At 43.1% G+C, this 26619-nt stretch carries 17 protein-coding genes and 3 tRNA genes; 15 read left to right on the top strand and 5 right to left on the bottom strand.

Features of this window, described 5'->3' with window-relative positions; all coding sequences use genetic code 11:
- Positions 1-82 precede the first annotated feature (82 nt).
- Positions 83-463, bottom strand: a complete 381-nt coding sequence (locus HXT33_RS06070) for a DUF3073 domain-containing protein (protein ID WP_004136650.1) — start codon at positions 461-463, stop codon at positions 83-85.
- A 148-nt stretch (positions 464-611) separates the two neighbouring features.
- Between HXT33_RS06070 and trpS the strand changes: the two genes are divergently transcribed.
- Positions 612-1703 carry a tryptophan--tRNA ligase gene (trpS, locus tag HXT33_RS06065; protein WP_421787011.1) on the top strand — a complete coding sequence of 364 codons (1092 nt, stop codon included), beginning with the start codon at positions 612-614 and terminating at the stop codon, positions 1701-1703.
- Positions 1704-1802: 99 nt separating this feature from the next.
- Here the strand turns inward: trpS and HXT33_RS06060 are convergent, their stop codons facing one another.
- Complete coding sequence (locus tag HXT33_RS06060; protein ID WP_421787009.1) at positions 1803-3572, bottom strand: threonine/serine ThrE exporter family protein; 1770 nt, start codon at positions 3570-3572, stop codon at positions 1803-1805.
- 207 nt (positions 3573-3779) lie between these two features.
- Here HXT33_RS06060 and HXT33_RS06055 point away from each other — a divergent pair, with 207 nt between their 5' ends.
- The 11 genes from HXT33_RS06055 (at position 3780) to HXT33_RS06005 (ending at position 15879) form a co-directional block, all read left to right on the top strand.
- Positions 3780-6536: a phosphoenolpyruvate carboxylase gene (locus HXT33_RS06055; RefSeq protein WP_421787007.1), complete on the top strand. Its 2757-nt coding sequence runs from the start codon at positions 3780-3782 to the stop codon at positions 6534-6536.
- Positions 6537-6725: 189 nt separating this feature from the next.
- Positions 6726-7385: a carbonic anhydrase gene (locus HXT33_RS06050; protein WP_047923656.1), complete on the top strand. Its 660-nt coding sequence runs from the start codon at positions 6726-6728 to the stop codon at positions 7383-7385.
- Positions 7379-8521, top strand: a complete 1143-nt coding sequence (locus HXT33_RS06045; protein WP_246906021.1) for a permease — start codon at positions 7379-7381, stop codon at positions 8519-8521. The genes HXT33_RS06050 and HXT33_RS06045 overlap by 7 nt, the downstream gene beginning before the upstream one ends.
- Positions 8518-9294 (top strand): TIGR03943 family putative permease subunit, encoded by a 777-nt coding sequence (locus tag HXT33_RS06040; protein WP_410314760.1) that lies wholly within the window; start codon positions 8518-8520, stop codon positions 9292-9294. The genes HXT33_RS06045 and HXT33_RS06040 overlap by 4 nt, the downstream gene beginning before the upstream one ends.
- Before the next feature lie 56 nt (positions 9295-9350).
- Complete coding sequence (locus HXT33_RS06035) at positions 9351-10646, top strand: hemolysin family protein (protein ID WP_004136666.1); 1296 nt, start codon at positions 9351-9353, stop codon at positions 10644-10646.
- A 55-nt stretch (positions 10647-10701) separates the two neighbouring features.
- Positions 10702-11181: a Dps family protein gene (locus HXT33_RS06030; protein ID WP_004126655.1), complete on the top strand. Its 480-nt coding sequence runs from the start codon at positions 10702-10704 to the stop codon at positions 11179-11181.
- Positions 11182-11307: 126 nt separating this feature from the next.
- Positions 11308-11381 (top strand) — tRNA-Ile (locus HXT33_RS06025).
- A gap of 27 nt (positions 11382-11408) precedes the next feature.
- Positions 11409-11481: transfer RNA gene (locus HXT33_RS06020), tRNA-Ala, on the top strand.
- Positions 11482-11743: 262 nt separating this feature from the next.
- On the top strand, positions 11744-13984 hold the full coding sequence (locus HXT33_RS06015) for a heavy metal translocating P-type ATPase (protein WP_421787001.1): 2241 nt from the start codon (positions 11744-11746) through the stop codon (positions 13982-13984).
- 160 nt (positions 13985-14144) lie between these two features.
- Positions 14145-15641, top strand: coding sequence for an FAD-dependent oxidoreductase (locus HXT33_RS06010; RefSeq protein ID WP_421787618.1), 1497 nt, complete (start codon positions 14145-14147; stop codon positions 15639-15641).
- Between the two features lie 167 nt (positions 15642-15808).
- Positions 15809-15879: transfer RNA gene (locus HXT33_RS06005), tRNA-Gly, on the top strand.
- Positions 15880-15901: 22 nt separating this feature from the next.
- Here the strand turns inward: HXT33_RS06005 and HXT33_RS06000 are convergent.
- On the bottom strand, positions 15902-18670 hold the full coding sequence (locus tag HXT33_RS06000) for a Rib/alpha-like domain-containing protein (protein WP_421786999.1): 2769 nt from the start codon (positions 18668-18670) through the stop codon (positions 15902-15904).
- Between the two features lie 275 nt (positions 18671-18945).
- Between HXT33_RS06000 and ahpC the strand changes: the two genes are divergently transcribed.
- Both ahpC and ahpF read left to right on the top strand, forming a co-directional pair.
- The gene (ahpC, locus tag HXT33_RS05995) at positions 18946-19509 is read left to right on the top strand and encodes an alkyl hydroperoxide reductase subunit C (RefSeq protein WP_004133847.1); all 564 of its coding nucleotides are present in this window, start codon (positions 18946-18948) and stop codon (positions 19507-19509) included.
- Between the two features lie 127 nt (positions 19510-19636).
- Complete coding sequence (gene ahpF, locus HXT33_RS05990; RefSeq protein WP_421786997.1) at positions 19637-21292, top strand: alkyl hydroperoxide reductase subunit F; 1656 nt, start codon at positions 19637-19639, stop codon at positions 21290-21292.
- A 248-nt stretch (positions 21293-21540) separates the two neighbouring features.
- On the opposite strand, the gene dcd is transcribed toward ahpF, so the two are convergent.
- Both dcd and HXT33_RS05980 read right to left on the bottom strand, forming a co-directional pair.
- Complete coding sequence (dcd, locus tag HXT33_RS05985) at positions 21541-22119, bottom strand: dCTP deaminase (RefSeq protein WP_004136673.1); 579 nt, start codon at positions 22117-22119, stop codon at positions 21541-21543.
- A gap of 134 nt (positions 22120-22253) precedes the next feature.
- Positions 22254-25241, bottom strand: coding sequence for a cation-translocating P-type ATPase (locus HXT33_RS05980; RefSeq protein WP_421786995.1), 2988 nt, complete (start codon positions 25239-25241; stop codon positions 22254-22256).
- Between the two features lie 304 nt (positions 25242-25545).
- On the opposite strand from HXT33_RS05980, the gene rlmB reads away from it, so the two are divergent.
- Positions 25546-26541, top strand: coding sequence for a 23S rRNA (guanosine(2251)-2'-O)-methyltransferase RlmB (gene rlmB, locus HXT33_RS05975; protein WP_421786993.1), 996 nt, complete (start codon positions 25546-25548; stop codon positions 26539-26541).
- Positions 26542-26619 lie beyond the last annotated feature (78 nt).

Raw genomic sequence — 26619 nt, 5'->3', positions numbered from 1 at the left:
TATCCTGGGACCTCATTTTTTAGACCCAGGATATTTAGCTAAAAATAATTACTAGCAACCTAATTATTAGTAATTTTAAGATTTATTTATCGTTCTTATGCATGAAACTCGGCACTGGCATAGGAATGTGATGATGCACAGGAGTATGCGCGCCAGAATTTGTAGAAGAATTTTCATTATTTACAGCCTTAGCTGCAGCTTCTGCCGCCCACTTTGCATATTCGTCTAAATCATCATCGTTGGAAGACTCATTAGAATCATCTTCTTGAACAGTTGCTTCCTGATCTGGAAGATACGAGTTTTCCTCGTAAGTTTCGCTCGACGCAAATGGATCGAAGGATCCTTGTCCGGGTTCGCTGGAGTTAAGCTCCTTAGCAAGCTCGTCATAATCCGTATCGGTCGTCAGGTATTTGAGCTTACGGGCAATTTTCTGTTGCTTTGCCTTCTGTCGTCCGCGGCCCATCTGACCCCCTCTTAAAAAATTACCGTAACAATCAGTTCATCACACAAGAGCGTACCACTTAACCGCAACCGAGTATATTGTCTGTGTAAACTTTTACCATAAAAGCCATATTTTAAGCGTAAAAATGCGTGTACGTAAGGAGCCAAAAATGCAGGAAGAAGCACAGGTAACAGCAGCAGGAAATGAGATGAGTGCAAGCTTTCTTGCAGCGCGTAAACGTTCGGATGCAACGCTTGAAAAACTAGAAAGTAATCCTTCTTCGTTTACCATGCTTACAGGAGACCGTCCAACAGGACGCCTGCATTTAGGACACTATTTTGGTTCTATTCGTGAGCGTGTCGCAATGCAGAAGCGTGGTGTAAAAACCAATATTATTATTGCAGACTATCAGGTAATTACTGATCGTGACACAACCGAGCATATTGAAGACAATGTGCTGAATTTGGTACTTGATTACATGGCTGCAGGAATTGATCCAGAAAAAACAATGATTTTTACGCATTCTGCAGTTCCTGCCGCAAATCAGCTTATGCTTCCATTCTTATCTTTGGTTACAGAAGCTGAATTGCACAGGAATCCTACTGTAAAGTCAGAAATGGAATCTTCCGGCCACGCTTTAACTGGATTGCTTCTTACTTACCCAGTGCATCAAGCTTGCGATATTTTGTTCTGCAAAGCTAATGTTGTGCCGATTGGTAAAGATAATTTGCCTCATATTGAAATTACGCGCACAATTGCTCGACGATTTAACGAAAGATACGCAAAAAAGAATCCAGTGTTCCCAGAGCCGGCAGCAATTTTGTCTGACGCTCCAGAAATTCCAGGATTGGATGGTCGTAAGATGAGCAAATCTTATGGTAATTCAATCATGCTTGGAGCTACTGCCGAAGAAACAGCCAAACTAATTAAGAAGAGCCCGACTGATTCGGAAAGAATGATTACTTTTGATCCAGTTTCGCGCCCACAAGTTTCAGCACTTCTTACTACTGCAGGTTTAGTAACAGGTAGGGATCCTAAAGATATTGCTGAAGAAATTGGCAACGCTGGAGCAGGTGCGTTGAAAGCTTACGTAATTGAAAACGTAAATAACTTCCTGGCTCCTCACCGTGAGCGTCGTGCAGAATTAGCAAAAGACATGGATGCTGTTCGAGACATTTTGCACGATGGCAATAAGCGTGCGAATGCTATTGCAGAAGAAACACTTTCCCAAGTGCGAGACGCTATGGGAATGAAGTACTAATTAAATTTCAATAAGTAAAGTAATAAAAAATAAAGCCGCTCGCAAGAAAACTTGTAAGCGGCTTTTTTGTTGAAAATTGATAGACTGAAATTTAGAACATCACACGTCGTAACGCCAGCTTTTATCAGTAATAACGCGAGCTACAGCAAGACCAATAGGCAAGCAAATAATTACCATAAAAGCTCGGAAAGTCCAATCTAACGCTGGAAGCGTGTGGAACTGTCCAAGATAAAACATTGCGCGATACATATAAAGTCCCGGAACCATAATCACAATAGATGGAACGGTAAGACCTATTCGCGGATACCCCAAATATTGAGGTGCAAATCCGTGGCGAACAATAGCTCGCCACGCAGAAGCAAGTAAGCCTGCAAGTAAAGCGCCGCTAAACGCTGCAATTTCAGCAGCGATACCAAAATCCGTCATAGTTAAGCGCAGAGTATCCGTAATAGCTCCAATAACTCCTGCAACTATGCACATGCGCTGTGGAGAATTAAACAGCACAGAGAAGCCCCACACGCCAGCAAAGGCCGTAATAAGTCGAAGAACTGCGTTAAGCCAAGGGTTTAATCCAAGAGGAGGGAAACCTTGAGGATTAAGCTGCACAAGGCTTGCAACAGTCCAGCCTGCAAGCGTTCCCATCAAAATAATCGCAAGCGTATAACACAGACGTTGAATTCCGGAAGGGAAATCTATTTTTGCAATATCTAGGCCGCCTGTAATAAGTGGGAAGCCTGGAATAACAAATAATACTGAGCCAATATATGCGGTTGTGTGATTTAATGCGCTTGGGTCGAAGTAGCCAATAAGTCGCAGAGAACCTATGCACGAAAGTGCGCCGATTGCAACCGCAACGAATGTGACTACAAATTGGTTAAGATGATGCATGAACATGCGTCGGCGAATATAATGGCCAATTCCTGCACCAATAAAAGCGCCGACCATGTCGTAAATGCCACCGCCAAGCAAGAAAGCAAAGGATGCGCAAGCTATTGCGGAAGCAAGACCTGCAAACCAAGGTTTATAAAGTGGCTTGCGATTTTTAATCAAATCAAGACGGTCATGCACTTCTCGAACAGTAAGAGGATGATTATTTTCATTTTCCTTATTGCTGTTTTCTGTAATTTTTTGAACATGCGAAAAATGTTCAGCGTAAGCGTTTTCTGGCTGTAAAGCGAAAATTCCTCGAGGCTTTTCTTTTTTGATTGCTTCTTGTAAAGCTTTCTTTTTTGCAATTTTAGTAGCATTTTCTTCAGATTGCTTAGCTGTTTGCACAATGGTATGTTCGTTGTCGCTCGCTTGCAATGTATCAACTAATTCTTTAGAAACTGTAGCTTTTGAGTGGTAGAGGGAATCGTTCCCAAGTTTAACGTTAAACCAGTCAGCAAAATGCTCGAGAAGCCAAATGCGCTCAGTGTTTACGCCAGTAGTTGGAAGATCCACAACCTCAGTAATACGCTCATGTTTATCTGTGCAAGTTGCCTCAATATCCGTGAGATTTACGTCCGCTCGAACGTGAACGCCCATCGGTTCGCCGATTCTGTGCATAAGTTCGCGAACACGGTAGCTTCCGGTTCCTGCTCCTAATCCGAGCGCGCCGACGCGAATAATAATGCTTGATTTTGCAGCTATGCAAGCTTCTGTAACAGGCTTATCCCAATCGCGCTCAACATCGTCCATGTCGAGTGGAATAGCATGAGTATGAAAACGTCCAGAAGGTTTTCCTACTACGTGTCCTGTTGGAAGAATTTCCGGATTGTTATTGCAACTGTTGCTGTAATTGGTATTGCAATTATCGCAACTATTGCAATTATGGCCGTTTACATTATCGCAAGTATTATTGTCTTCGTTGCTATCTACTGTGCTCACAATTTTTCAGTATACGCACCCCTATTGCCTAGTAAATTTTTGTTAACAAAATACTATTTATGCTACGTCCGGTGGTAGTTTCAAAATTAACTTGGTATTTCGCTGTAAACAAGGCTGTGGGCTTGCAACTTTTGACCTAAATAACCGCGGAGGAGCCGCGGAAGTCAGATGACCGAGCAACCTTATTTACTGGCGCAAGGAGGTCTGATGACAGAAGAAAATCAGCAGGTTACTCCAGCGGACGCAACTATTGTTACGTCTGGTTTGGGGCGAAAAGGCCCAGAGGAGCGTGACCTTCCAGCATCGCTTAAGCAAGACATGGATTTGTGCTTGCATATTCTTCGCGATGTTCTTGGTGAATTCGATGAAAAATTACTAGCAGTATTCGACGACGTGCGTTTGAATGCTGTAGATGCTAGTGCCGCGCATTTTGCGCAAATGGTAGATGCAAAAGTAACAGCCGACGATGGCTTAAGTAAAGCTGTAAGCAAAATTAATGGCATGAATTTGCATGATACTCAGCTTCTGGCGCGCGCTTTTGCAACATACTTCCATTTAGCAAACTTGTGCGAAGAGAATTATCGTGTTTCTGTACTTCATCAGCGTGAATGTGAAGTTGAGGATTCGTTGCCGGTTGATCCAGTTAACGAATTAACTTGCGCGTATCACAAGTTACTAACTGAAATGAGCCCTGCCGAAGCGAAAGAATTGCTCGCAAAGCTTGAGTTCCATCCTGTATTTACTGCGCACCCAACTGAAGCTCGTCGTAAGGCTGTAGCCGGAAAGATTCGTAGAATTTCGCAATTATTAAGCGAACATCATCGTTTAGGCGGATCCGACAAGCGCGAAAATTATCGTCGTCTGTATAACGAAATTGACGCTCTTCTTAGAACTTCGCCAATTGCTTTGAAGAAGCCAACTCCGGTTGAAGAAGCGGATACTATTCTTGACATTTTTGACGCTACTTTGTTTGATACGATTCCAGTTGTGTATCGTCGATTTGACGATTGGCTGCTCGGTAAGAAGGCTGGTCTTGTGCCGCCTCGCTGCCCTGCATTCTTCCACCCAGGAAGCTGGATTGGATCGGACCGAGATGGCAACCCTAATGTGACAGCTAAAGTGAGCCGTCAAGTCGCTCGAAAGTTTAGCGATCACGTGCTTGCAGCTTTGGAAAATCGCACGCGCGAAGTTGGCAAATGCTTAACTATGGAAACGCGCACAACTCCTCCAAGCGTGGAGCTACTTGAGTTGTGGAATCGTCAGCGCGAAATGAGCGAACAGCTTACAGAAAGCGCTTCAGATGTTTCTAATAGTGAGCCGCATCGTGCTGTAATGCTCGTAATGGCTGACCGTTTGCACCGCACTATTAGCCGCGATACGGATTTGATGTATCATTCTTGCGAAGATTTTATTGAAGATTTGCAAATTGTGCAGCGTTCTTTGGCAGAAGGTGGAGATCCTCGAGCAGCTTATGGTCCTTTGCAGGATTTGATTTGGCAGGCGCAAACCTTTGGATTCCACATGGTTGAAATGGAATTCCGTCAGCATTCTCTCGTGCATTCTCGCGCTTTGGAAGATATTCGCGAACACGGATTGCATGGCGAACGCGGACCGCTTCAGCCAATGACTCGAGAAGTGCTCGACACCTTCCGCGCTTTGGGAGCAATCCAAAAGCGTAACGGCATGCGTGCTGCTCGACGCTACATTATTTCCTTCGCAAAATCTGCTCAGCATGTGCGCGACGTATTTGAGCTTAATCGTCTTGCTTTTGCTCATCCACAGGATGCGCCAACAATAGACGTTATTCCACTGTTTGAACAGTTGGAAGATTTGCAGAATTCTGTAAATGTGCTTGAGGAGATTATTAAAATTCCTGAAGTGCAGGCTCGTCTTAAAGCTACTGGCCGCAAGATGGAAGTTATGCTTGGTTACTCGGATTCTTCCAAGGACGCTGGTCCTACTTCCGCAACGCTTGCTTTGCACTCTGCTCAGGAGCGCATTGCTCAATGGGCTAAGAAGCATGATATTGATTTGACACTATTCCACGGCCGCGGTGGCGCTGTTGGTCGAGGTGGCGGTCCTGCAAACCGTGCAGTGCTTGCTCAGCCTGTTGGCTCCGTCAATTGCCGATTTAAGCTTACTGAGCAGGGCGAAGTTATTTTTGCGCGCTACGGAAACCCGGTTTTGGCTATTCGTCACGTTGAATCCGTTGCTTCTGCAACTTTGTTGCAATCTTCGCCAAGTGTTGAGAAAACTAATACTGATATGACGAAGAAGTATGCGGATATGGCTGCAAAGCTTGATGTTGCAGCTCATGAGCGCTTCCTCGATTTGCTGCAAACGGATGACTTTACTCCATGGTTCTCTACAGTTACGCCTTTGAGTGAAATCGGTTTGCTTCCAATCGGCTCTCGCCCAGCTAAGCGCGGTTTGGGTGCGAAGTCTTTGGACGATTTGAGAACAATTCCGTGGGTGTTCTCTTGGGCTCAGGCTCGCATTAACTTGGCTGCATGGTACGGTTTGGGTACGGCTTGCGAAAAGTTTGGTGATTTGGAAACTTTGCGTCGCGCTTACGAAGAGTGGCCGCTGTTTAGTACTTTTATTGACAATATTGAGATGTCTTTGGCTAAGACGGATGAGCGTATTGCTCGCATGTACTTAAGCCTTGGAGATCGTGAGGATTTGAGCGATAAAGTACTTTCGGAAATGCAGCTTACTCGCAAGTGGGTTTTGCAAATAGTTGACGACAAGTGGCCTCTGCAGCATCGTCACGTGCTCGGCCAGGCTATTCGCGTGCGCTCTCCTTACGTGGACGCGCTTTCTGTAATCCAATCCCTCGCATTGCACAAGCTTCGTAACAAGGTAGATAAGGAAGAGTTGAGCGAAAGCCAGCAGGCAGAGTTCATCTACCTTATTCTTTGCACTGTTTCCGGTGTTGCTGCGGGCTTGCAGAATACTGGATGATTTTAATAAATTACTGAATCAAGAAGGCTCTCGTATTTGCGAATTGCAATACGGGAGCTTTTTTGATAATAGGCTTATATTCTTAAACAAAATTCTTATTTACTACGAAAGATACAATATATTCTAAGTCAAAGATTTTTAAACTTTAAGCAACTAAAAATATTGCCAATGCCAGTGTAGGAGGTAATAATGCAAGAAGAGGCAAACGAAGATTTTGCTAATGAAGATTCAGTTTTAGCTACATCGGTATTAAGCGCAATGCTTGCTGGGAATCGCAAATTTGCAGAAGGCAATTCAGCGCATGCAGGCGTAAATTCACAAGCGCGCATGAAACTTATTGACGGTCAGCATCCTGGAGCTGTTGTGCTTTCGTGCGCAGATTCTAGAGTTGCTCCAGAATTTATATTCGACGCCGGCTTGGGCGATATTTTTTCTGTTCGCACAGCTGGAGAAGTGTTGGATGATGCCGTAATAGCTTCGCTAGAATACGCTGTGAGTGATTTGGGAGTAAAAGTGTTGGTTGTGCTTGGGCATGAGCATTGCGGCGCAGTACAGGCTGTTTTGCCGAACGTGCAAAAGCTGGTTTCTGAATACGACGAAGATAAAACAAGCGAAATAATTGAGTCGAGCGAGTCAATATTGCTGCGTTCTTTAGGGCCTGCTGCGCTCGCAGGTGTTGAGGAAAATTTAGATACAGATGATATTGAACGTATTCACGTGTCTAATATTTTGGCTGAAATTTGCGAAAAATCACAAATAATTCGCGAAGCTGTTTTCAAAGACGCTTTGATGCTTGTTGGTGCAAGGTATCGAATGAGTGACGGCTTGGTGGAAGTGTTGTCATGCTAAAAACAGAAACCGAAGCAAAAGCAACGAGCCAAGTAGAAAAAGCAAGTAAAGCAAAACAAGCAAATTCTGCAAACTATCTTTTTTTGATTGCAGGAGTGCCTTTCGCTGCTCTTATTATTGCTATGGCACCGGCTTTACAAGCGCGTTACCCATGGCTTCTTATTGACACCACTGTTCGAGGTGTTGCTGGCCTACTTTTGCAAGCGATTCCTTTCACTCTTATTGGCGTTCTTGTGTCTGCTGCTGTGGAAACTTGGGTAACGGCTGATTTTATTGAAAAACATGCTCCAAAATCTACTGCAAACGGTTTTTTAGCTGCCATAATTGCTGGAGTATGCGTGCCTGTGTGCGACTGTGTGGTTGTGCCAACATTTTCTAGGCTCGTTGCAAGAAAATTGCCGCTTCCTTGCGCAATAACTTTCCTTTGTGCTGTTCCTGTTGTAAATCCTGTGTCTGTTTTAGCGACTTGGTACGCTTTTTCTGATGCTCCGGCTGTAGCCGTTATGCGCGTTGCTTTAGGAGTTGGTATTGCGTTATTAGTTGGATTAAGTTTTGCAATATTCCCAACAAAATCATCTGTTTTACGTAACGAAAATTTATTAAAAAATAATCTTAAACCAAAATGTTCTTGTGAACTAAATTGTGGCTGCGATCATAAAGAAAATCAAAATTCTTCAGAACAATTAAAGACGCAAAATCGCACAAAATTAAGTATTTGTTTGCAAGTAAAGCTGTATATAAAGCATATTCACGAAGATTTTTTGAAACTTTTACCAATTATTGTGTGCGGAACTATTGTTGCTTCTGTTATACGAGCTTGGTTAGGGGCGGATCCTGCTTCCAGAATACAAGCTAACAATATTTTGATTGCAATACCCGCAATGATGGCTATTGCCTATTTCAGCTCGTTGTGCTCAAGTTCGGATGCTGTAATTGCTAGAAGTTTAGCAGCTTCTTTACCAATGTCTTCCGTCTTAGTATTTTTGCTATTTGGCCCAATGCTTGATTTAAAAAATACTCTTATGCTTGTTTCTGATTGCAGAGGCAAATTCGTATTGCGTTTAACGCTAACAATTGCAGGCTTTTGTCTTCTAGCTTCACTGTTTTCTAACTGGGCTTGGGGGTTCATGCTATGAAAAATACAAGTTCTGTTAGTGAAGAAAATAAAAAGCGTAATCGTATTACTTTTGCAAAAATATTAGAATCTTTCGTGCTTTTATGTTTAGCAGCAGTTATTGCCACAGTAACTTTAAGTGGACAGTACACGCTTTTTACCACTCCTCGAGCGTTCGCATATTTGATAATTGCAGCCGTTCTGCTTTTAGTTTTAGCATTTTGTGCTGCATTGGGATGGTTTGATGTTTCTGCACGAGATTCTTGGAAAATACTAGTTTCTTTAGCGCTTCCTGCACTGCTAATTATTATTCCTCTGCAATCGTCGCAAAGATTTAGCTCTGGCGGTTTTGATCGCTACGCAGGAGGCAGAGCTATTGCTATTAGAAGACACAATTCGATACTTTCTGGGTTGAGTGAAAAATCTCGTGAAATAAAAGTAAAAAACGATGATTTCGGTTTATGGTATGACGAAATCGACCATAATATTTCAAAATATGAAGGCTATACGGTTACGATTACAGGGTTTGTAAGTCGTGATACTACTTTAGGAGCAAATCAGTTTCGTTTATCTCGTCAACTCATGTCTTGCTGCATTCTAGATATGTCTCCTTTTGGTTTAGTTGCAAACTATAAAAATGCCAATAAACTTCACGAACATGAGTGGGTTATGCTTCGCGCCCGCGTTTCTAGGGGGAGCATAGGAGTTAAAGGATACCAACGTTCCGGGGTTGTACTAAAAGTTATATCGTTAAAATCTGCTAAAGCGCCAACTGGATATTTTTACCGTCCGTAATAATTTTCTATTAAAGAATTGTTGATATCGCATAGAAGTAAACTAAGATAACAAGTATGGCGATTGGTTTTAATATTCTGCTCATCATGATTTTCCTACTATTCGGATCCGTGTTTGCGGCAACCGAGTTGGCTTTAGTGAGCTTGAGAAGTTCGCAAATTGATCGCATGGAGCTTCAGGATGCTCGTGGAGCTAGAGTTGCGAAAATTGCGCGCGACCCTAATACTTTTCTATCTGCACTGCAAATTGGCGTAACGCTTTCTGGTTTTCTTTCTGCATCCTTCGGCGAATCTGCGTTAGCTCCTTACGTTGTGCCTGTTGTGTGCTCATGGGGAGTGCCTAAGCATGTTGCAGGCCCGCTTACCACTATTTTCTTAACTCTTATTATTTCGTATTGTTCTATTGTAATTTCTGAATTAGTGCCGAAGCGTATTGCAATGCAGCGTTCTGAGCAGATTGCGCGAGCTGTTGTGCCGGCGGTAGATATTTTCTCGAAAATTTGCAAGCCGCTTATTTGGCTTATTGGTAAGAATACTAACGGTTTTGTGCGCTTGCTTGGATTTGATCCTAACGAAAAAGAAAGCGAAGTTTCTGACGAAGAATTGCGCGTGCTTGTTAATAGCAATAAGCGTTTAAGTCAGGATGAGCGCAATATTTTGGATGACGTGTTTGATGCTTCGGAAACAATTGTTGCTGAAGTGATGCGCCCGCGTGCTGACGTGGAATTCCTGGACGGCTCGTTAAGTCTTGAAGAAGCAGCTGCAAAAATTCGTGAGCTTCCGTATTCCAGATACCCGGTTATTGGCAAGGATTTTGACGACGTTATTGGTTTTGTGCATGTGCGCGATTTGTTGGATGTTAGAGATCCTAACGCAAAAACTGTTGCAGATGTAACTCGCGAAGGAATTAGTCTTCCTGGAACTTCAAAGCTTTTGCCAAGCCTAGAGCTGCTTCGAAAGCGCGGAATCCATTTGGCTATTGTTATTGACGAATACGGCGGAACTGACGGAATTGTAACTCTTGAAGACATGACAGAAGAGTTGGTTGGAGATATTCGCGACGAGTACGATCTGCCTGAAGAATCTGAGCAAAATAATGTGAATAAAACAACTGCTTTTGTAAATGGTGTTGCAAAAATTGATGGTGGTATGACCATTGAAGATTTTGCTGATATTACAGGCATTGAGCTTGAAGATGGACCTTATGAAACTGTTGCAGGCTATTTCTTAGCGCATACTGGTTCTATGGGAAGCGTTGGAGCTGTTTTGCACGATGCAGACGGCTACGATATGACTGTAACTGCGGTTGATGGTCGACGTATTGCTACTCTTGAAGTGCGTCGCCGCGCATAATTTAAGCCGTAGCAGTAGAATGTAATAGTAATAAGAAATCTAAGGAAGGATAAATATGGCCTTATTGCATATTTTGCCAGGTCTCGACGAGGCGGCCAGTGAAAAGGCTGTTGCTGTTTTGCAGAATCGTTTAAGCCATGAGCAGGAGGCTGCTTTGGTGCTTAAACATGCTCATTGGAATGTTACTGGCCCAGATTTTATTGCTGTGCACGAAATGCTTGATCCGCAGGTTGCTGAAGTTTTGGCGCAGGCGGATGAAACTGCTGAGCGAATTGCAACTTTGGGTGGCTCTCCACTTGGACGCGCAGACGATGTTGTTGCAGCTCGCACATGGAAGCGTTTTGCTTTAACTGGTCGCAAGTCAACTAAAGAATATTTGCAGGCTCTTATTGAGTATTACAACGATATGATTGCAGACGATCGCAAAGCTATTGCGGAGCTTGACAATCTTGACATTGTGAGCTCTAACATTATTCAGGATCACGTGCAGCAGCTGGAAAAGTTCCAGTGGTTTATGCGTAGCCATCTTGATTAATTAACCTCTGTTTGATTTTTTTGATTCGAACCGCAACATGCCATTTTCTTTTTATGGCGTGTTGCGGTTTGACATTTTCTGTGGCTGTGCTACAGTAACTACTTGTATGTTTTAGGCATACAAGTTGGGCCCGTAGCTCAGGTGGTTAGAGCGCATCCCTGATAAGGATGAGGTCGGAGGTTCAAGTCCTCCCGGGCCCACGATAGAATGGTTACATTCTTTCGAATGGGGCTATGGCGCAGCTGGTAGCGCATCTGCTTTGCAAGCAGAGGGTCAGGAGTTCGAGTCTCCTTAGCTCCACGAACAGAGTTCTGGTTGATTTTTCAATCAGAACTTTTTTGTTTCTTGAGTGCGTGTTCTTAGTTTTGCTTTAACTTGTGTTTGTGAGAATGTTTCTCATCAAGGCCTATTGGTACAATAATTACATATAAATAAACATAAGTATCTTTACGCCGTGTATTGAGTGCGCTATTTAAGTTGCACTCAGTGGGTTAACAAGGCGTGAAATCGTGTGTTAGCAGCGTTTTAAGCGTAGTTAACCTGATCAGCGTAAGGAAAGTGTATGCGTAAACTTTTAGCATATTGCCGTCGTGCACCTCAATTAACAGTCGTAATTCTTGCTTTCCCATTTATTGTGGCTTTTTACTCATGCAATTTGCCTATATTAACTACTTTCTGTGAGCACATTGCTAACTTCACGCAACAAATCTTTAATCTTTTAAAACTCAATTACGATATTTCAATAAGTATTAGTCTTGGCAAAACTATTATTTCTATTCTCGTTTTATATACCAGCCTTATTTCTTTGCGCAACATGATTAAAAATTTATTGCGCGGAACTTTAGGTATTGATCTACTTGCTTTTGTTGCATTGCTTGCAACGCTTTTTATTGGTGAGTTTTGGGCAAGTTATTTGATTGTTGTAATGGTTTGGACGGGAGAGGCAATTGAAGATTTTGCGCATATGAAAGCCCAGCGCAATCTATCTCTTTTAGTAAGCGCAGCTCCAAAAACTGCTCATCTTATGACTTTGCCAGGCCTTGAGCATGGAATGAATAATGATCAAGCAAATGATGAATCATACGAACCGCCATGTTTGAGTGAAAATCAGTGCAAGCCGAGCTCGTGTGTTCTGTGCCAGCATGCTGAATTTAGAAAAGTAGATGCCGCTAATTCTAAGCAATCTAATATTGGCGAGCAAAATTGCGACTATAAACACAATATTTGTCCATTTTTGCAAGCATCTACAGACGGCGAAATCTCCTCAAATTTGCAGCGTTATAAAACGGTTCCAGTTGATGAATTAAATATTGGAAATGTAATTATTGTGCTTCCTGGAGAAACTGTGCCAGTTGATGGCGAGCTGCTAAGTGGTTCTGCAATTTTAGACACAAGTGCTATTAACGGAGAATCCGTGCCCCGAGAAGTCTATGCTGGAGCTGCAGTGCTTTCAGGCTGTGTAAACGGTGGAGTTGTGCTTATTATGCGCGTAACAAAGCTGTCTAAAAACTCGCAGTATCAGAAAATCATGCAGCTTGTTGAGTCTGCTAGGTCTTCTAAAGCTGCAGTAGTTAGATTTGCAGACATGCTATCTGTGCCGTTTACAGTATTATCTTTTGCGATTGCAGGTCTTGCTTGGAGCTTTTCTGGCGACGCATTGCGATTTGCGCAAGTATTGGTTCTAGCAACCCCATGTCCTCTGCTTATTGCAGTTCCAGTTGCTTGCATGGCTGGAACTGGGCGTCTAGCAAAACTTGGAATTGTTGTTAAAAGTCAGGATGTTCTGGAGCAATTAAGCCGAGTAACAGACGTATTTTTTGACAAAACCGGCACGTTGACAGTTAAGCAGCCGCAAGTTGTAAACGTAGACGTAATCGATACTACGCAGAATGCTGATCGAATTGTGATGCTTGCAGGTGTGCTAGAAACGTATTCTCAGCACATACTTGCAGGCGGTATTGCTAAAGCGGGAGCAAGCTTGTGGGAAAATGCTCACCCATCGTCGGTTCCGCAATTGCCTAGCGTTAGAGAATACCCTGTAGTGCACAGTGTTAAAGAAACTGCAGGTCAGGGTATTCAGGGCGTTGTAGACGGCATTTTAGTGCGAGTTGGCAGACACAAGTACGTTACAGAGCAAAACACGAATCAAACTATAGGTAAATCTCTTGCAGCAGACGAAATGGCAACCTACGTGTCTTTTGACGGCGTGCTGGTAGGAAGAATCGTATTAAAAGACGTGCCTCGCGATAATGCGAAATCAACTATTGCTTCGTTGCGTGCTTTGGGTGTTAGAACAATAGCAATGCTTACTGGTGACGGTTTACAAGCCGCAACAACCATTGGCAAAAGCGTTGGTATTGATTCTGTGCATGCAGATTTGCTTCCGCAAGATAAATTAGCGTATGTAAAAAAGCACAATTACAATGCAGCCAAAAATAAGAAAGATTCAACCGTAACCATGATGGTTGGTGACGGAGTAAATGATGCACCTGTGCTTGCAGCTGCAGACATTGGTGTGGCTGTAACGGATGGTACGGATACTGCAGCATCGGAGTGCGCGCAAGTAGTTATTATGAACAACAATATTGCGTCAGTTGCTAATGCTGTAAGCGTTGCGAAGCATACAAAACGAGTTATGATGCAGTCAGTTTTGCTCGGAATAGGTTTGGCTATTGTAAGCATGATTTTAGCTGCTTTTGGTTTCATTCCAGCTGTTATTGGAGCAATGATGCAGGAAATTATTGACGTTATTTCAATTACTTGGGCGTTAACTGCTTTGCGCTCGCGTGAAAAGATTAAATAAAGCGTTTTAATCTAAGCTTTTTAAGGTAAGCATTTTGTAAGACTTAGCAATGCGCTAGTCTAATTATGAAAGCACTTGAAGGAAATCTGTGCTTGAAGTCCGCGCATAATGCGCGCAAAAACGGCAAAAGTGCCGTATTGTATAGTTCAATATGGGGATAATAATGAAAAATAATTTAATAGAAAATGTTTCACAAGAAACGTCTCAGGCTTCTGAGATTTCTGAGGCGCATGCTCCTGAAGTTAGAATTGCAGTTATAGGAGCAGGCCCTGCAGGTGTTTATTCTTCTGATATTTTCTTGCGACAACTTGCTAAACGTGGCGAAGAATTAGGTCTTGGAACAAGCGCTCGCATTGATCTCTTTGAAAAATTGCCTGTGCCTTTCGGCTTAGTGCGTTACGGAGTAGCTCCTGACCATCCAAGTATTAAATTTATTGCTGACGCGCTTGAAAAAACGCTTGATAATCCAAATATTCATCTTTATGCAAATGTTGAATTTGGTAAAGATATTACTTTAGAAGATTTGTTGGCGCGCTACGATGCAGTGTTATTTGCTACAGGAGCTGTGGAAGATAGGCCATTGCGGGTTCCAGGTGCTGATTTAGACGGAGTGTACGGAGCTGCAAAATTCGTAGAATGGTACGACGGATACCCAACTAGCAAGCGCACGTGGCCGCTTGAAGCCAAGGAAGTAGCTGTTATTGGCGGCGGAAATGTGGCAATGGATGTTGCTCGTGAGCTTTTGCGAGATCCTGATTATTTGCGCGCGCATACGGATATTCCAGATGATGTGTACGAAGGATTGCAGAAAAATCAAACTCAAACCTTGCATTTATTTATTCGCCGAGGCGTAGCTCATGCGAAATTCTCCGTGCAAGAATTGCGCGAAATGGAAAAGTTAGCCGGAGTGCAAATTGTTATTAACGAGGACGATTTTGAGCTAGACGATGAAACGATAGAAGTTGCTGGTAACGATAAGCTCACGCGCCAAATGGTTGAGGAACTTTTCGCTATTCGAGACATGGCAGAAGACATGGAAGATGGTGGGAACGTTGATTTTGAGGGCAATCCTGCTAACCGACGTTACGTTATTCATTTCAACTCGGCTCCTGTAGAAATTCTTGGCGAAGATGGGCGTGTGAAAGCAATACGAGTTGAGCGAACTGTAACAAGCGCGGATGGCACAATGTCTCGCACAGGTGAATTTGAAGATTACGCTGTGCAAGCCGTGTATCATGCGATTGGCTACCATCCTGCTGAGGTTGCAGGCATTGCTTACGACGAAAAGCGCACGTTGCTCGCGAATAATGATGGTAGAATCGTAACTTCTGCGGAAAATGGTGAGGTGCGCGAACGCTTGTACGCTACCGGCTGGGCTAAAAGAGGACCTGTTGGTTTAATTGGTTCTACTAAATCTGACGCGCTTCTTATTGTTGATCGCATGCTCGAAGATTTAGCTAAATCTGGGCTGATTGCAGAGGATCGTAACGAAAAGTCCATAGATGAGCTGCTTAAATCTCGAGGCGTGAAAGCCATTGATTACGCCGGCTGGAAGCGAGTAGATGAGTATGAGCGTGAAGCTGGTGCTAAAGAGCAGCGCGCTCGAAAGAAAGTAGTATCATCTGCGGATCTTGTAGCTATTGCCTTAGATTGTTAATCTGCGGTTGTTGATTTGTGGTTGCTGATTTGCTGTCTTGCCTGCCGCAATCAAACAGCAAGCGCCCTATTTATGTAATTATTTAGCGCTAAGTAAGCTTAAGTGTTTGCATACTCAATAGCACATGCTAGTCTTAAAAAGTTGCATACAATAATTGTTTGCAACATGCGGATGTAGTTCATCGGTAGAATGGAAGCTTCCCAAGCTTCAGAGGCGGGTTCGACTCCCGTCATCCGCTCTTCGACAAATTCTTTTACTATCTAGTATTTAATTCGATTTGCTTTTCTCATGCTTAAAACAACAACGAAGCTTGCAAATAGCGTTACTGCGATGCTAATAAGCGCTGGAATTGTTTGGATTCCAGTATTCGCAAGAGGATGGCTGCTTGTAGTTGGCTTGCTCGCTTCTGGCTGTGCGATTACGTTCTTGTTTGCGCTAACAGTTGCTTCCGTGCTTGCGGTTGAAGTTAATTCATTTTCGCTAGTATTTTGCACATTTTGTGTGTTTTGTGTTTGTGGAATACCAGTTTCACCTGTGGAAGAATTTTGTGAAGTGTCATCCCTTTTTACTAAAACGTTCGTCCAAGCAACTTGATTGCCTTGCTCGTCGATAAGAACAATAGTGTGATTGCCGCTATATTCTTGTGGAATAACAGCGTCGAAAGATGGTTTTCCATCTGCACTGAAATGAACCGTTACGTATTCGGTTCCATCTTGTCCATTTAGAAGACGAGGATTTGAATAAATGTATGCGTAGGCTTTTACTTGCTTTTCTTTGTTAAGTCTGTTCAGAAAGTCTGCGCGAGCATTTAAAGTAACTGTAATTTTGTTACTTTTACCTGCGTAAACAATGTTGTGTTCGCCGGCTTTTAGAGTGTTTTCAAGCTCGGTTTTAAGTTTATTAACACTTGCTGGAGCTGACGGTATTGTTGTAGTTCCCGCACTCTGATTGGTCTTGTTATGATTTGTAGGATTTTCAGGTTCAGCAGGATGATTGTTTTCATTATGCTGTGGGTTTGGAGTTGGGTTTGCAGGGTGCTCAGGCTGTGGTTGTGGATTCTCAGGCTGTGGCTGTGGCTGTGGCTGTGGCTGTGGCTGTGGCTGTGGGGTTGGCGGTACAGGCGATGGAGCAGGAGGCGCTGGAGGTACAGGTGTTGGAGCAGGCGGTACCGGAGTTGGTGTTGGCGGCACTGGTGGTGCAGGCGGTACTGGCGTTGGCGCAGGCGCAGGCGTTGGTGTAACTGGAGTTGCTGGCGTTAGCTTGGTCCAAGGAATGGTTTTCTTCGCTGGTTTTAATGGTGTTGCCGGAATTATTTTTACAACGTGAGCTTTAAGAATTACCTTCCGTTTTGCGCCACTCGCAAAAGTTACTTCTACTTTAAATGTTGCTTCACCAATGTTTGTTGTATTTGGTTGTTCTACAACTTTTACTGTGCTGTTTTCTGGTAAACCTTGCAAATACGGCTTAAAGTCGAAATCAGCAGGAATCGTAGTATCTTTTTTGACTTCTACTTTCTTACCTTCTACTACCGTAACGTTTGGAAGTTCCTCGATATTAGCCAATCGCTTATGAATAATTATTGGAACTATAATAGTTTTTACTGAATTATCAGATAATGTAAGTAATATTTTACCTTCGTATTTTCCGCTTTTAGAAGTATCAATAGCGGTTTTATCTGTAATATCTGTAATAGTAGATCCTTGCGGTCTGTCAGATGCGTTAAGAAGATAATCTGTTACTTTTGGTAACTTATCGTTTTCAAAAATGTCTATGTTTTTAATTTTAGGCTCGAAAGATTGTTCGTCAGTTTTAATAACTGGTTCATTAACTAATCCGTCAAGTGCATCAATTTTGCGACCGATTCCCTCAATTTTATTGCGTTCGCCAACTGTGAATCCTTTGAAACTATCCATTCTAGGCTCCAAGTAACTACGAGATCCGTGACCTTCTCCAGATTCTCCTATGCTTATTGCGCCGTTAAGGTTTCCTATTGGTCCTATTACTTTATCATTATCAACCTTGTAATGAACGGCATAACACTCTTCTGTTAATTTATCGCCAAAATCAGATGTTTCCCAAAGCCATTTGTTGAATGGATTTCCTTTAATCTTTGGAGCGTTAAAAGTATAAGCCTTTGTAATCCATTGGTAATTTTTTTGTTTAGCGTAAATTAAAGCACGTTGAGATAAATAACCTCCGAGAGAATGCCCTGTTATGTATAAATTAGTAGCAAGTTTTTCTCTATTGATTTTATCCATCACATTGTTTACATCTAAAGCTTGGCTCGGGTTTGATCCAATTGCTAGTTTAATGTCATTAGTAAAATCTCCGCCGCTTTCAGTTCCTCGGATTCCAAGAACTTGCACGCCGTTTTGTTCAATAAATGGATATGCAGGATTTACATTTTCAAATAATATTGCATCAAATCCGCTTCCAAAGTGGTATGTTTCTTTGACTTTCCAGAATGGCGCAAGCTCGTTATGCATGAGCTTATATTCGTTGCGATTTTTATAAATGTCAGTGAGTGGTCTTGAGTAGTCAAGTACTTTTTTGACGTAATCGTCTTTTCTATACACGAGTTCCATAAACAGTGCCATATCGCGAGGGCTAATATCCCACCTGCGAGGATTTTTATCGTCTTTGTCGTTTAATCCATCGCCGTCGGTGTCCTTAATAAGCGGATGTGAATTATATCCGTAATATGTGCGCCCGTTTTTTACGTAAGTGTAAAGCTCTTCGCTGTTCTTAAGATCATCACCGTCGCTGTCTTGATTTGGATCTAGCTCGGCTTTATGGTAAAGCAATGAATCAATCTGATTATTTTCCAAACGAATTTTGCCAGTTGAAATGTCGTGAGCAGTTTGTGCAGTCAAAGGAGTGTGCACTGGTTCGCTAGCAGTAGTGCTATTTTCAGTTGCTAATGCAGCTGTAGTTGTAGCTAATGGTAAACCAATAAAACTTGTAGAAAGTAAGCCGAAAGCCACTATTATGCCGCTTATGGTTTTGAAAATGCTAGCGTTGCTTTTCATATTTGCGCTAATCCTTTATCTGTTTTAGTGCGTTATTCCAAGTACATTATACGGTATACGCGTATCTTGCTTAATAAATCAATATGCATGCTTATAGTCTTATGCAACTAAAAACAAGACTTTCTACTATATATTCTGTTAAACAATGCTGTCAAATACCCTAATTAGTGATATAGAATACATTTTTAACTATGGAAGCAACACTATTTATTGCCTATAATCAGTATTGATAGTTTCGCTTAGAAAGCACAATTGAACATATTGAGGAGCATAGTATGAGTTTAATGAACACGCATATTCTTCCATTCAAAGTAAATGGTTATAAGAATGGTGAATTTGTTGAAGTAAGCGATGCTGACGTACTCGGCAAGTGGGCTATTTTCTTCTTCTACCCAGCGGATTTTTCATTCGTATGCCCTACTGAGTTGGAAGATCTTGCAAACCACTATGAAGAATTGCAAAAGCTAGGTGTTGAAGTTTACTCAGTTTCTACGGATACACATTTTGTGCACAAAGCATGGCATGACGATTCTGAAGCAATTGCAAAAGTAAAGTACACCATGTTGGGTGATCCTTCCGGAGCTCTTTCGCGTAATTTTGATGCTTGGAATCAAGAATCAGGTTTAGCTCACCGCGCAACTTTCCTAGTTGACCCGCAAGGTATGATTCAATTCTTCGAAATGACAGCTGATGGCATTGGCCGTAATGCCGACGAGCTGCTTCGTAAAGTTAAGGCAGCGCAGTATATTGCAGCGCACCCAGGCGAAGTTTGCCCAGCAAAATGGGAGCAGGGTGAAGAAACCTTGGAGCCTTCTATCGATTTGGTCGGCAAAATCTGATTTTTGCAATTAAATATTAAAGAATCTTTTTAAAGAATTTTCGCAATGCGTAGGGGGCTACGTTCTTAGCTTCCTACGCATTTAGCTTATTTTTGTTTGTGGCTAAAGTTACCGAAGGAAGTAGATTATGTCTTTGTTGAATGCGTCATTAACTGCTCAGCTTTCAGAATTACTAAAAAAGATGGTATCTAAAATAGAAATCGTTTCTTACGTTGACAATTCTGAAACATCTCAAAAAGTTAGAGCATTGTTAGAAGAAGTATCTCAACAAAGCAACAAAATCAGTATTGTTGAAGTAAATAATAATGAAATCAACAATTCAAAGCGTAAGCCAAGCTTTGAATTGCGCAGAAAACTAGATAATTCAGTAAATGGAGAATCTACTGTATCGGTTAGTTTTGCAGGATTGCCTTTAGGACACGAATTCAGTTCTTTAGTATTAGCGCTTCTACAAGTAAGTGGCTATGCGCCAAAAATTAGTGATGAGCAGCGCGAAGCAATACTTAAACTTGGTCCACACAATGTAACAACTTACATGTCGGTAACTTGCTTAAATTGCCCAGAAGTTGTGCAATCACTTAATACCATTTCTATTATTAACCCTAAAATTCAGCATATTGCAGTAGAAGGTAGCGCTTTTAGAGAAGAAGTGGAGCGCCTTGGCATAATGAGCGTGCCGGCAGTGTTTGAAGATGGCAAACTTATTTCCTCCGGACGGGCAGGAATAGATGAACTGGTGGAAATACTTGCGTCTAACGAAAAATCTGATGGGAATAATAGCATTTCTGCGGCAAATGTTGCGCTCGCAGAAAAAATGAACGCGCAAGACCCATACGATATTGTTCTTGTGGGTGGTGGCCCTGCTGCTTCTGCTGCCGCAATTTACACTGCTCGTAAAGGCTTGCGCACGGCTATGATTATGGATCATCGTGGCGGGCAGGTTGTAGAAACCGAAAGTATTGAAAATCATATTTCGCAAACGCATACTACTGGCGCTCAGCTAGCAGCAGATTTAACTAAACATATTTCGCAATACGATATTGACGTATTTACTCCTGATTGGGCAGACTCGCTTGATTTAGCCAAAGAATCATGCGGTTTGCATACGATCCATGCTCGTTCTGGCGGATCTTTGAAAGCTCGTGCAGTGATTATTGCAACTGGCGCAACTTGGCGTACATTAGGCGTTCCTGGAGAAGATGAGTATAGGAATAGAGGCGTATCGTTCTGCCCTCATTGCGACGGTCCACTTTTCAAAGATAAGAATGTTGTCGTTGTTGGTGGCGGAAATTCCGGAGTAGAAGCAGCGATTGATTTAGCTGGTATTGCAAAGCACGTTACTGTAGTCGAATTTATGGATACTCTTAAAGCGGATCAAGTATTACTAAATACTTTGCATAATTTGCCAAATACTGAAATTATTACGAGTGCTGCTGTAAGCAAAGTTGAAGGCAATGGCAATAAAGTTACGGCAGTTAAATATATAGATAGAAATAGTGTGAATAATTCCGAATCTAAAGAGCATGTTATTGAAGCGGACGGCGTATTTGTGCAGATTGGTTTGGCTCCAAATACTCGCTGGCTGGAAAATCAGATTCCTCTAAATAATAGAGGAGAAATTATTACAAATCGCGCTGGTTGCACTGATGTTCCAGGTATTTTTGCTGCTGGAGATTGTTCGGACGAACCGTATAAGCAGATTGTTACAGCGTATGGAACGGGCGCAAATGCTGCATTATCTGCATTTGACTATCTTATCCGCAGCTCGCAAAACAGATCTTAACTCCTGCTGGGAGAGAAGTAATTTATGTTGCGAAAAAATTTAACCCCGGCGCCTGTGCGCCGGGGAAATAAAGGAGAGAAGAAAAGAATAAATTCTAGGTGCCATGCACCTGTCGTTTTGTTCGACACTATTATAAAACCATACTATTCTGAGCAGTACAGTAATACAACCTGAAAATTCTCTGTGAATATTATACTTTTCTTCTGAATTTTACGATTTTTGCAAAAAAACATGCCATAAAAGCATTGCTAGCTTAAATCAGCACGGTAGAAATGCTCATACGAACGCGACGGAGTTGGACCGCGCTGACCCTGATAGTGCGAGCCGTTAACAGCTGCACCATACGGATTCTCGCATGGTGAGCTTAACTGGAAGAAGCACATTTGGCCAATCTTCATACCCGGCCAAAGCTTAACCGGCAAAGTACTCACGTTAGAAAGTTCCAAAGTAATATGACCTTCGAAACCTGGATCAATAAAGCCAGCGGTGGAATGTGTCAAAATACCAAGACGTCCAAGCGAGCTCTTGCCTTCCAAGCGTGCAGCAATGGTTGCGTCAAGCTTTACATACTCCCATGTAGCTCCTAGAGCAAACTCACCAGGATGCAAAATCCAAGGCTCATTAGGAGCTACCTCGAACTGTTCTGTAAGTTCACCCTGATTTTCTGCAGGATCAACATACGTGTAAGCATGGTTGTTAAATAAGCGGAAAAATCGGTCGAGGCGCACGTCAATTGACGCAGGCTGCACCATTTCCGGGGTCCATGGGGTCAAATCAATATGACCCTCATCATGAGCTTTGAGAATGTCGTGATCAGACAACAGCATGACGTCAAATCTCCTTGCAATAAAGCTTATACATCAGTAACTTCATTGTTCGCACGAAATATTTACTGCTATTTTGCGCGAAAATTACAATACTGATAATTGTAGCGCGTGCCGCGGTCTGTGTTTGCTTGCTTTTAAGCAACCACAGTTAAAGCTTTTTGAGCCTTGTGCTTTGCGATGAAACGTAACACGCACTTTCTTAACTCCGAAGCAATAAGCACAACCATTGAAAGGCCAAGGCACTCAAACCATTCAGTTAAGCTCAAAGGCACAGTGCCAAATGGTTCATTCAAGAACGGTATGTAAATTACTGCCAGCTGTAGAAGCACAGAAACTGCAATAGCGCCCCAAAGCCAACGGTTTGCAAACAAACCTACAAATACGCTTTGTGAATCGGAACGAGAGGCTAGTGCGTTAAGCATTTGCGCAAACACAAGAATTGTGAATCCCATTGTGCGAGCGTGAGTCATTTGTGCAGCATGGCTCATAATGCCAACAGAACGGTCAGTAAATAAGCCTCCTGCCAAATGCATATCCATTCCAATTAACGTAATAGCAGCCATAATTATGCCGATAAATACAATATCTCCCCACATTCGTCGGTCGATAACGCTATCGGTAAGTTTTCGAGGCTTTCTATCCATTACATCGTCAGTTTGCGGGTCAACGCCCATCGCTAGCGCAGGAGCTGCGTCCGTAAGCAGATTAATCCACAAAAGCTGAGTTGCAAGAAGTGGAAGCGTAACACCTACGGAATTAGGCTGCGTGATGCCTAGCGCTCCAGCAAAAACAACACCACCGAAAACGGTGCAAACTTCACCAACGTTAGAACTGAGCAAGTATCGCAAGAATTTACGAATATTGTCGAAAATTCCACGTCCTTCGCGCACTGCTGCAACAATTGTAGAGAAATTATCGTCAGCCAAAATCATCTTGGCGGACTCTTTAGTTACTTCTGTACCAGTAATGCCCATTGCAACGCCAATATCGGCAGACTTTACGGCTGGAGCGTCGTTTACGCCGTCGCCTGTCATAGCAACAATATTTCCTTGACGTTGCAATGAAGAAACAATAGCAAGTTTGTGCTCAGGAGCTACTCGCGCGTACACGCTAGTTTTACTGATAGCTTCATCAAAAGCAATATTGTCGTCGTCGCGTGAGAGCAACTCGTCAAGTTCGTCGCCTGTAAGCGCATGCTCATCTTTTCCAATAATTCCAAGATCTCGAGCAATGCGCGTAGCCGTAAGAGGATGGTCGCCGGTAATCATAACAGTGAGGATTCCAGCTCGGTGAGCTTGAGCAACGCTGTCTCGAACTTCAATGCGAGGCGGGTCAATAATTCCAACCATGCCGTTCCAAATTAAATCAGATTCCAAAACGTCACTTTGCTCAGCAACGTCAGCAATCTGGCCGGCAGCATTAGAAACCATGCCGTCAACTTTCGCCAGACTATCAACACCAAGCGGACGGTACGCCATTCCAAGAGTTCGGTAAGCTTCCCCCGAAAGGCGCTCAACAGTTGCCAAAATATCTTCACGATCGCCGTCAGTAAGCGGACGTACAGCACCAGCTACTGCAATTCGAGTGCAGTAAGAAAGAAGCACATCTGGAGCGCCTTTAGCGCAAACAATAAGATTTCCAGAATCTGAACCATCTTTTACAACTACAGACATGCGTTTGCGTTCAGAAGTAAACGGAACTTCAGCAACACGAGTTAAGTGAGCGTAACGCTTATCTGCCTTTGTTTTACGCGCTGCAGCAACAATAGACACTTCTGTAGGATCTCCAACTGGCTGCCAATTTTTAGTAGATTCGTCGTAATGAAGATCGCCATCGTTAGCCAAATAGCCGGAACCTAAAGCTCCTAATACTTCTGTAGCAAGATTTTGCGGGACAGCAAGATCCGCATTTTCAGAATCAAGCAGCACCATTCGACCTTCAGGCTTGTAGCCGCTACCGGTAAGCTGCACTTCTCCACTAGGAGTAATTACGCGCTCAACGGTCATTTCGTTGCGAGTTAATGTGCCTGTTTTATCGGAGCAAATAACAGAAGCAGAACCAAGTGTTTCCACAGATGAAAGCTTTTTTACAACCGCATGATGCTTAACCATGCGCTGCACGCCAAGAGCAAGTACAACAGTCAAAATAGCAGCTAAGCCTTCTGGGACTGCAGCAACAGCAAGAGAAACAGAAAGAAGAAGCGAATCAATAATATCCTGAATACTATGGAAGCCTTCTAGTAGCCACATTGATGCAAGAACAATAGCCGCAATAATGCATACAGCAATACCAAGAACCTTAGAAACTCTTACCATCTCGCGCTCAAGAGGAGTGGATTCTTCGTCCGACTTGGAAAGCATATCCGCAATTTTTCCAACCTGCGTGCTCATGCCGGTTGAAGTTACAATAGCGCGACCAGTTCCTTGCGTAACAGCAGTTCCGTTGAAAACCATGTTTGTGCGGTCTCCCAAAGCTTTTGCGGATTGCAAAGTATCGGGACGCTTGCTTACAGCAACCGATTCGCCCGTAAGACTTGCTTCAGCAACACGCAAAGATGCTGCAGCAATTAAACGGCCGTCCGCAGAAACAGCATCGCCCTCTCCAAGAACAAGAATATCGCCAGGAACTACCTCGGTAGTATCGATGCGTATAACGTGTCCATCTCGCAAAACCGAAGTTTGCGGAGCGCTCATCCTGGATAAAGCCTCAACCGCTTCTTCCGCGCGTGCCTCTTGAATAAATCCAAGAACAGCATTTGCAATCAAAATTATGATAATAACAATGGAATCAAACGGTAGAACTTCTCCACCACTGTTACCTTTATGCTGTGCTCTCTCCACGAACCAAGCAATTGCAGAAATAATAGTAGCTGCAATCAGCAAGTAAACAAGTGGATCTTTGAACTGTTCAAGGAATCGCTTCCATGCTGGCGTTTTTTCGGATGCAGCAAGCGCGTTCGGGCCGAATTGTGCAAGTCGTTTAGATGCTTCTTCGGAACTTAAGCCGCAAGTTACGTCTACGTGTAAGGCAAGGGATACTTGCTGAATGTTTTGCAATGAAGGATCCTGATTATTGGCATCAGATACCTTGCGGTTGGATTGATCAAGAGCGTGATCAACCATGTTTCCCCCCTTGGGAGCGCCGCGGAGTAGTCAATAATCGCAACGCGAACGCTATTTTGTACGTTCAGCACTGTAACTATTGCGCGGTTGTGGAATATTGCGTCACTTTTACAAAGCAGTTATTCGCACTTTTCTAAAAGCTTACGGCAATAAATAAGTACCGTTCTATTATGTCATATAACGCGCCAATAAGTGTCGAAGCTAAAAAGAAGTATGTAAAATTAATAAAATTTATTGATATTTATTAAAAGTTAATGCTGCTTATTGCGAACTCAATGCCTCGGGGGCATGTGAGAATAGAGGTATGACTACGAAAAAAGGACCGACCAAGGGGTCGGGTGGAAAACATCGCAATGCATTGCGAGGCAAAGGACCTACGCCAAAGGCTGAAGATCGCGTATATCATAAGGCTTATTTCGCTAAGAAAGCTGCTATAAAGCGCACTTTCGCTGACCCGCGTTTAGCTGCAAGGCGAAGGGTGGATAAGTTTGCCTCTGATTCGGATGAGTTGGTTATTGGCCGTAATGCTGTTCTTGAGGCTCTTAGAGTTGGAGTTCCAAGTTTACAGTTGTACGTTGCAAGCCGAATCGAACATGATGATCGCACTCGCGAAATTGTAAAACTTGCTGGAGTTAAGGGCTTGCGTCTGCTGGAAGCTGACCGTTTGGAAATGGATAGAATTGCGCGTTCTAGCAACCATCAGGGCATTATTTTGAAAGTGCAGCCTTACCAGTATTACTCTTTGCAGGAATTGGTTGAACGTGCAGAAAAGAAGTCTCGCGCAATGGAAGCTGCTGATTCTGCCGCTGCTCGAATTAATGCTCGTCCGTTGTTTATTGCTTTAGATGGCGTGACGGATCCGCAAAATTTGGGTGCTGTTATTCGTTCTGCTGCAGCATTCGGAGCTAACGGCGTGATTTTGCCTGAGCGTAGAAGCGCTTCCGTAACTGCTGCCGCTTGGAAAGTTTCTGCCGGTGCTGCAGCTCATTTGCCAGTTGCTCGAGTTGTTAATTTGAATAAGGCTATTCAAGGTTTGCGCGAGCGCGGCTGGTATGCGATTGGTCTTGATGGCGGCGGCGATAAGCTCGTTGGTGGAACGGGTTTTGAAACTGATCCGCTGGTTGTGGTTCTTGGCTCTGAAGGTAAGGGCATGAGCAGACTAACTCGTGAAGTTTGTGATGCTATTGCTGGAATCCCAATTTCTAACGCAGTTGAGTCACTTAACGCCTCGGTTGCGGCTGGAATCAGCTTGTATGCTGTGGCTAACGCTCGTCGTTTGGCTGCATTGAATCAAAACTAAAAAAATTTCAAACTTTAAAATCACGCTTGCACTGTATTGTTACGGTGTTAGCGTGATTTTATTTGGTTGGGGCTTTTA

Source organism: Gardnerella sp. DNF00753, from assembly GCF_049244275.1.
GTDB lineage: Bacteria > Actinomycetota > Actinomycetes > Actinomycetales > Bifidobacteriaceae > Bifidobacterium > Bifidobacterium greenwoodii.
The sequence above is the reverse complement of the archived record's forward strand: the minus strand, read 5'-3'. Positions and strand labels throughout refer to the sequence as shown.

Coding starts and splice junctions, on each gene's coding strand:
- dcd (WP_004136673.1), bottom strand. CDS start 22,119: ATGCTGTTGTCTGATCACGACATTCTCAAAGCTCATGATGAGGGTCAT.
- trpS (WP_421787011.1), top strand. CDS start 612: ATGCAGGAAGAAGCACAGGTAACAGCAGCAGGAAATGAGATGAGTGCA.
- HXT33_RS06000 (WP_421786999.1), bottom strand. CDS start 18,670: ATGAAAAGCAACGCTAGCATTTTCAAAACCATAAGCGGCATAATAGTG.
- HXT33_RS06035 (WP_004136666.1), top strand. CDS start 9,351: ATGGCGATTGGTTTTAATATTCTGCTCATCATGATTTTCCTACTATTC.
- HXT33_RS06040 (WP_410314760.1), top strand. CDS start 8,518: ATGAAAAATACAAGTTCTGTTAGTGAAGAAAATAAAAAGCGTAATCGT.
- HXT33_RS06050 (WP_047923656.1), top strand. CDS start 6,726: ATGCAAGAAGAGGCAAACGAAGATTTTGCTAATGAAGATTCAGTTTTA.
- HXT33_RS06070 (WP_004136650.1), bottom strand. CDS start 463: ATGGGCCGCGGACGACAGAAGGCAAAGCAACAGAAAATTGCCCGTAAG.
- ahpF (WP_421786997.1), top strand. CDS start 19,637: ATGTCTTTGTTGAATGCGTCATTAACTGCTCAGCTTTCAGAATTACTA.
- HXT33_RS06030 (WP_004126655.1), top strand. CDS start 10,702: ATGGCCTTATTGCATATTTTGCCAGGTCTCGACGAGGCGGCCAGTGAA.
- HXT33_RS06055 (WP_421787007.1), top strand. CDS start 3,780: ATGACAGAAGAAAATCAGCAGGTTACTCCAGCGGACGCAACTATTGTT.
- ahpC (WP_004133847.1), top strand. CDS start 18,946: ATGAGTTTAATGAACACGCATATTCTTCCATTCAAAGTAAATGGTTAT.
- HXT33_RS05980 (WP_421786995.1), bottom strand. CDS start 25,241: ATGGTTGATCACGCTCTTGATCAATCCAACCGCAAGGTATCTGATGCC.
- HXT33_RS06045 (WP_246906021.1), top strand. CDS start 7,379: ATGCTAAAAACAGAAACCGAAGCAAAAGCAACGAGCCAAGTAGAAAAA.
- rlmB (WP_421786993.1), top strand. CDS start 25,546: ATGACTACGAAAAAAGGACCGACCAAGGGGTCGGGTGGAAAACATCGC.
- HXT33_RS06015 (WP_421787001.1), top strand. CDS start 11,744: ATGCGTAAACTTTTAGCATATTGCCGTCGTGCACCTCAATTAACAGTC.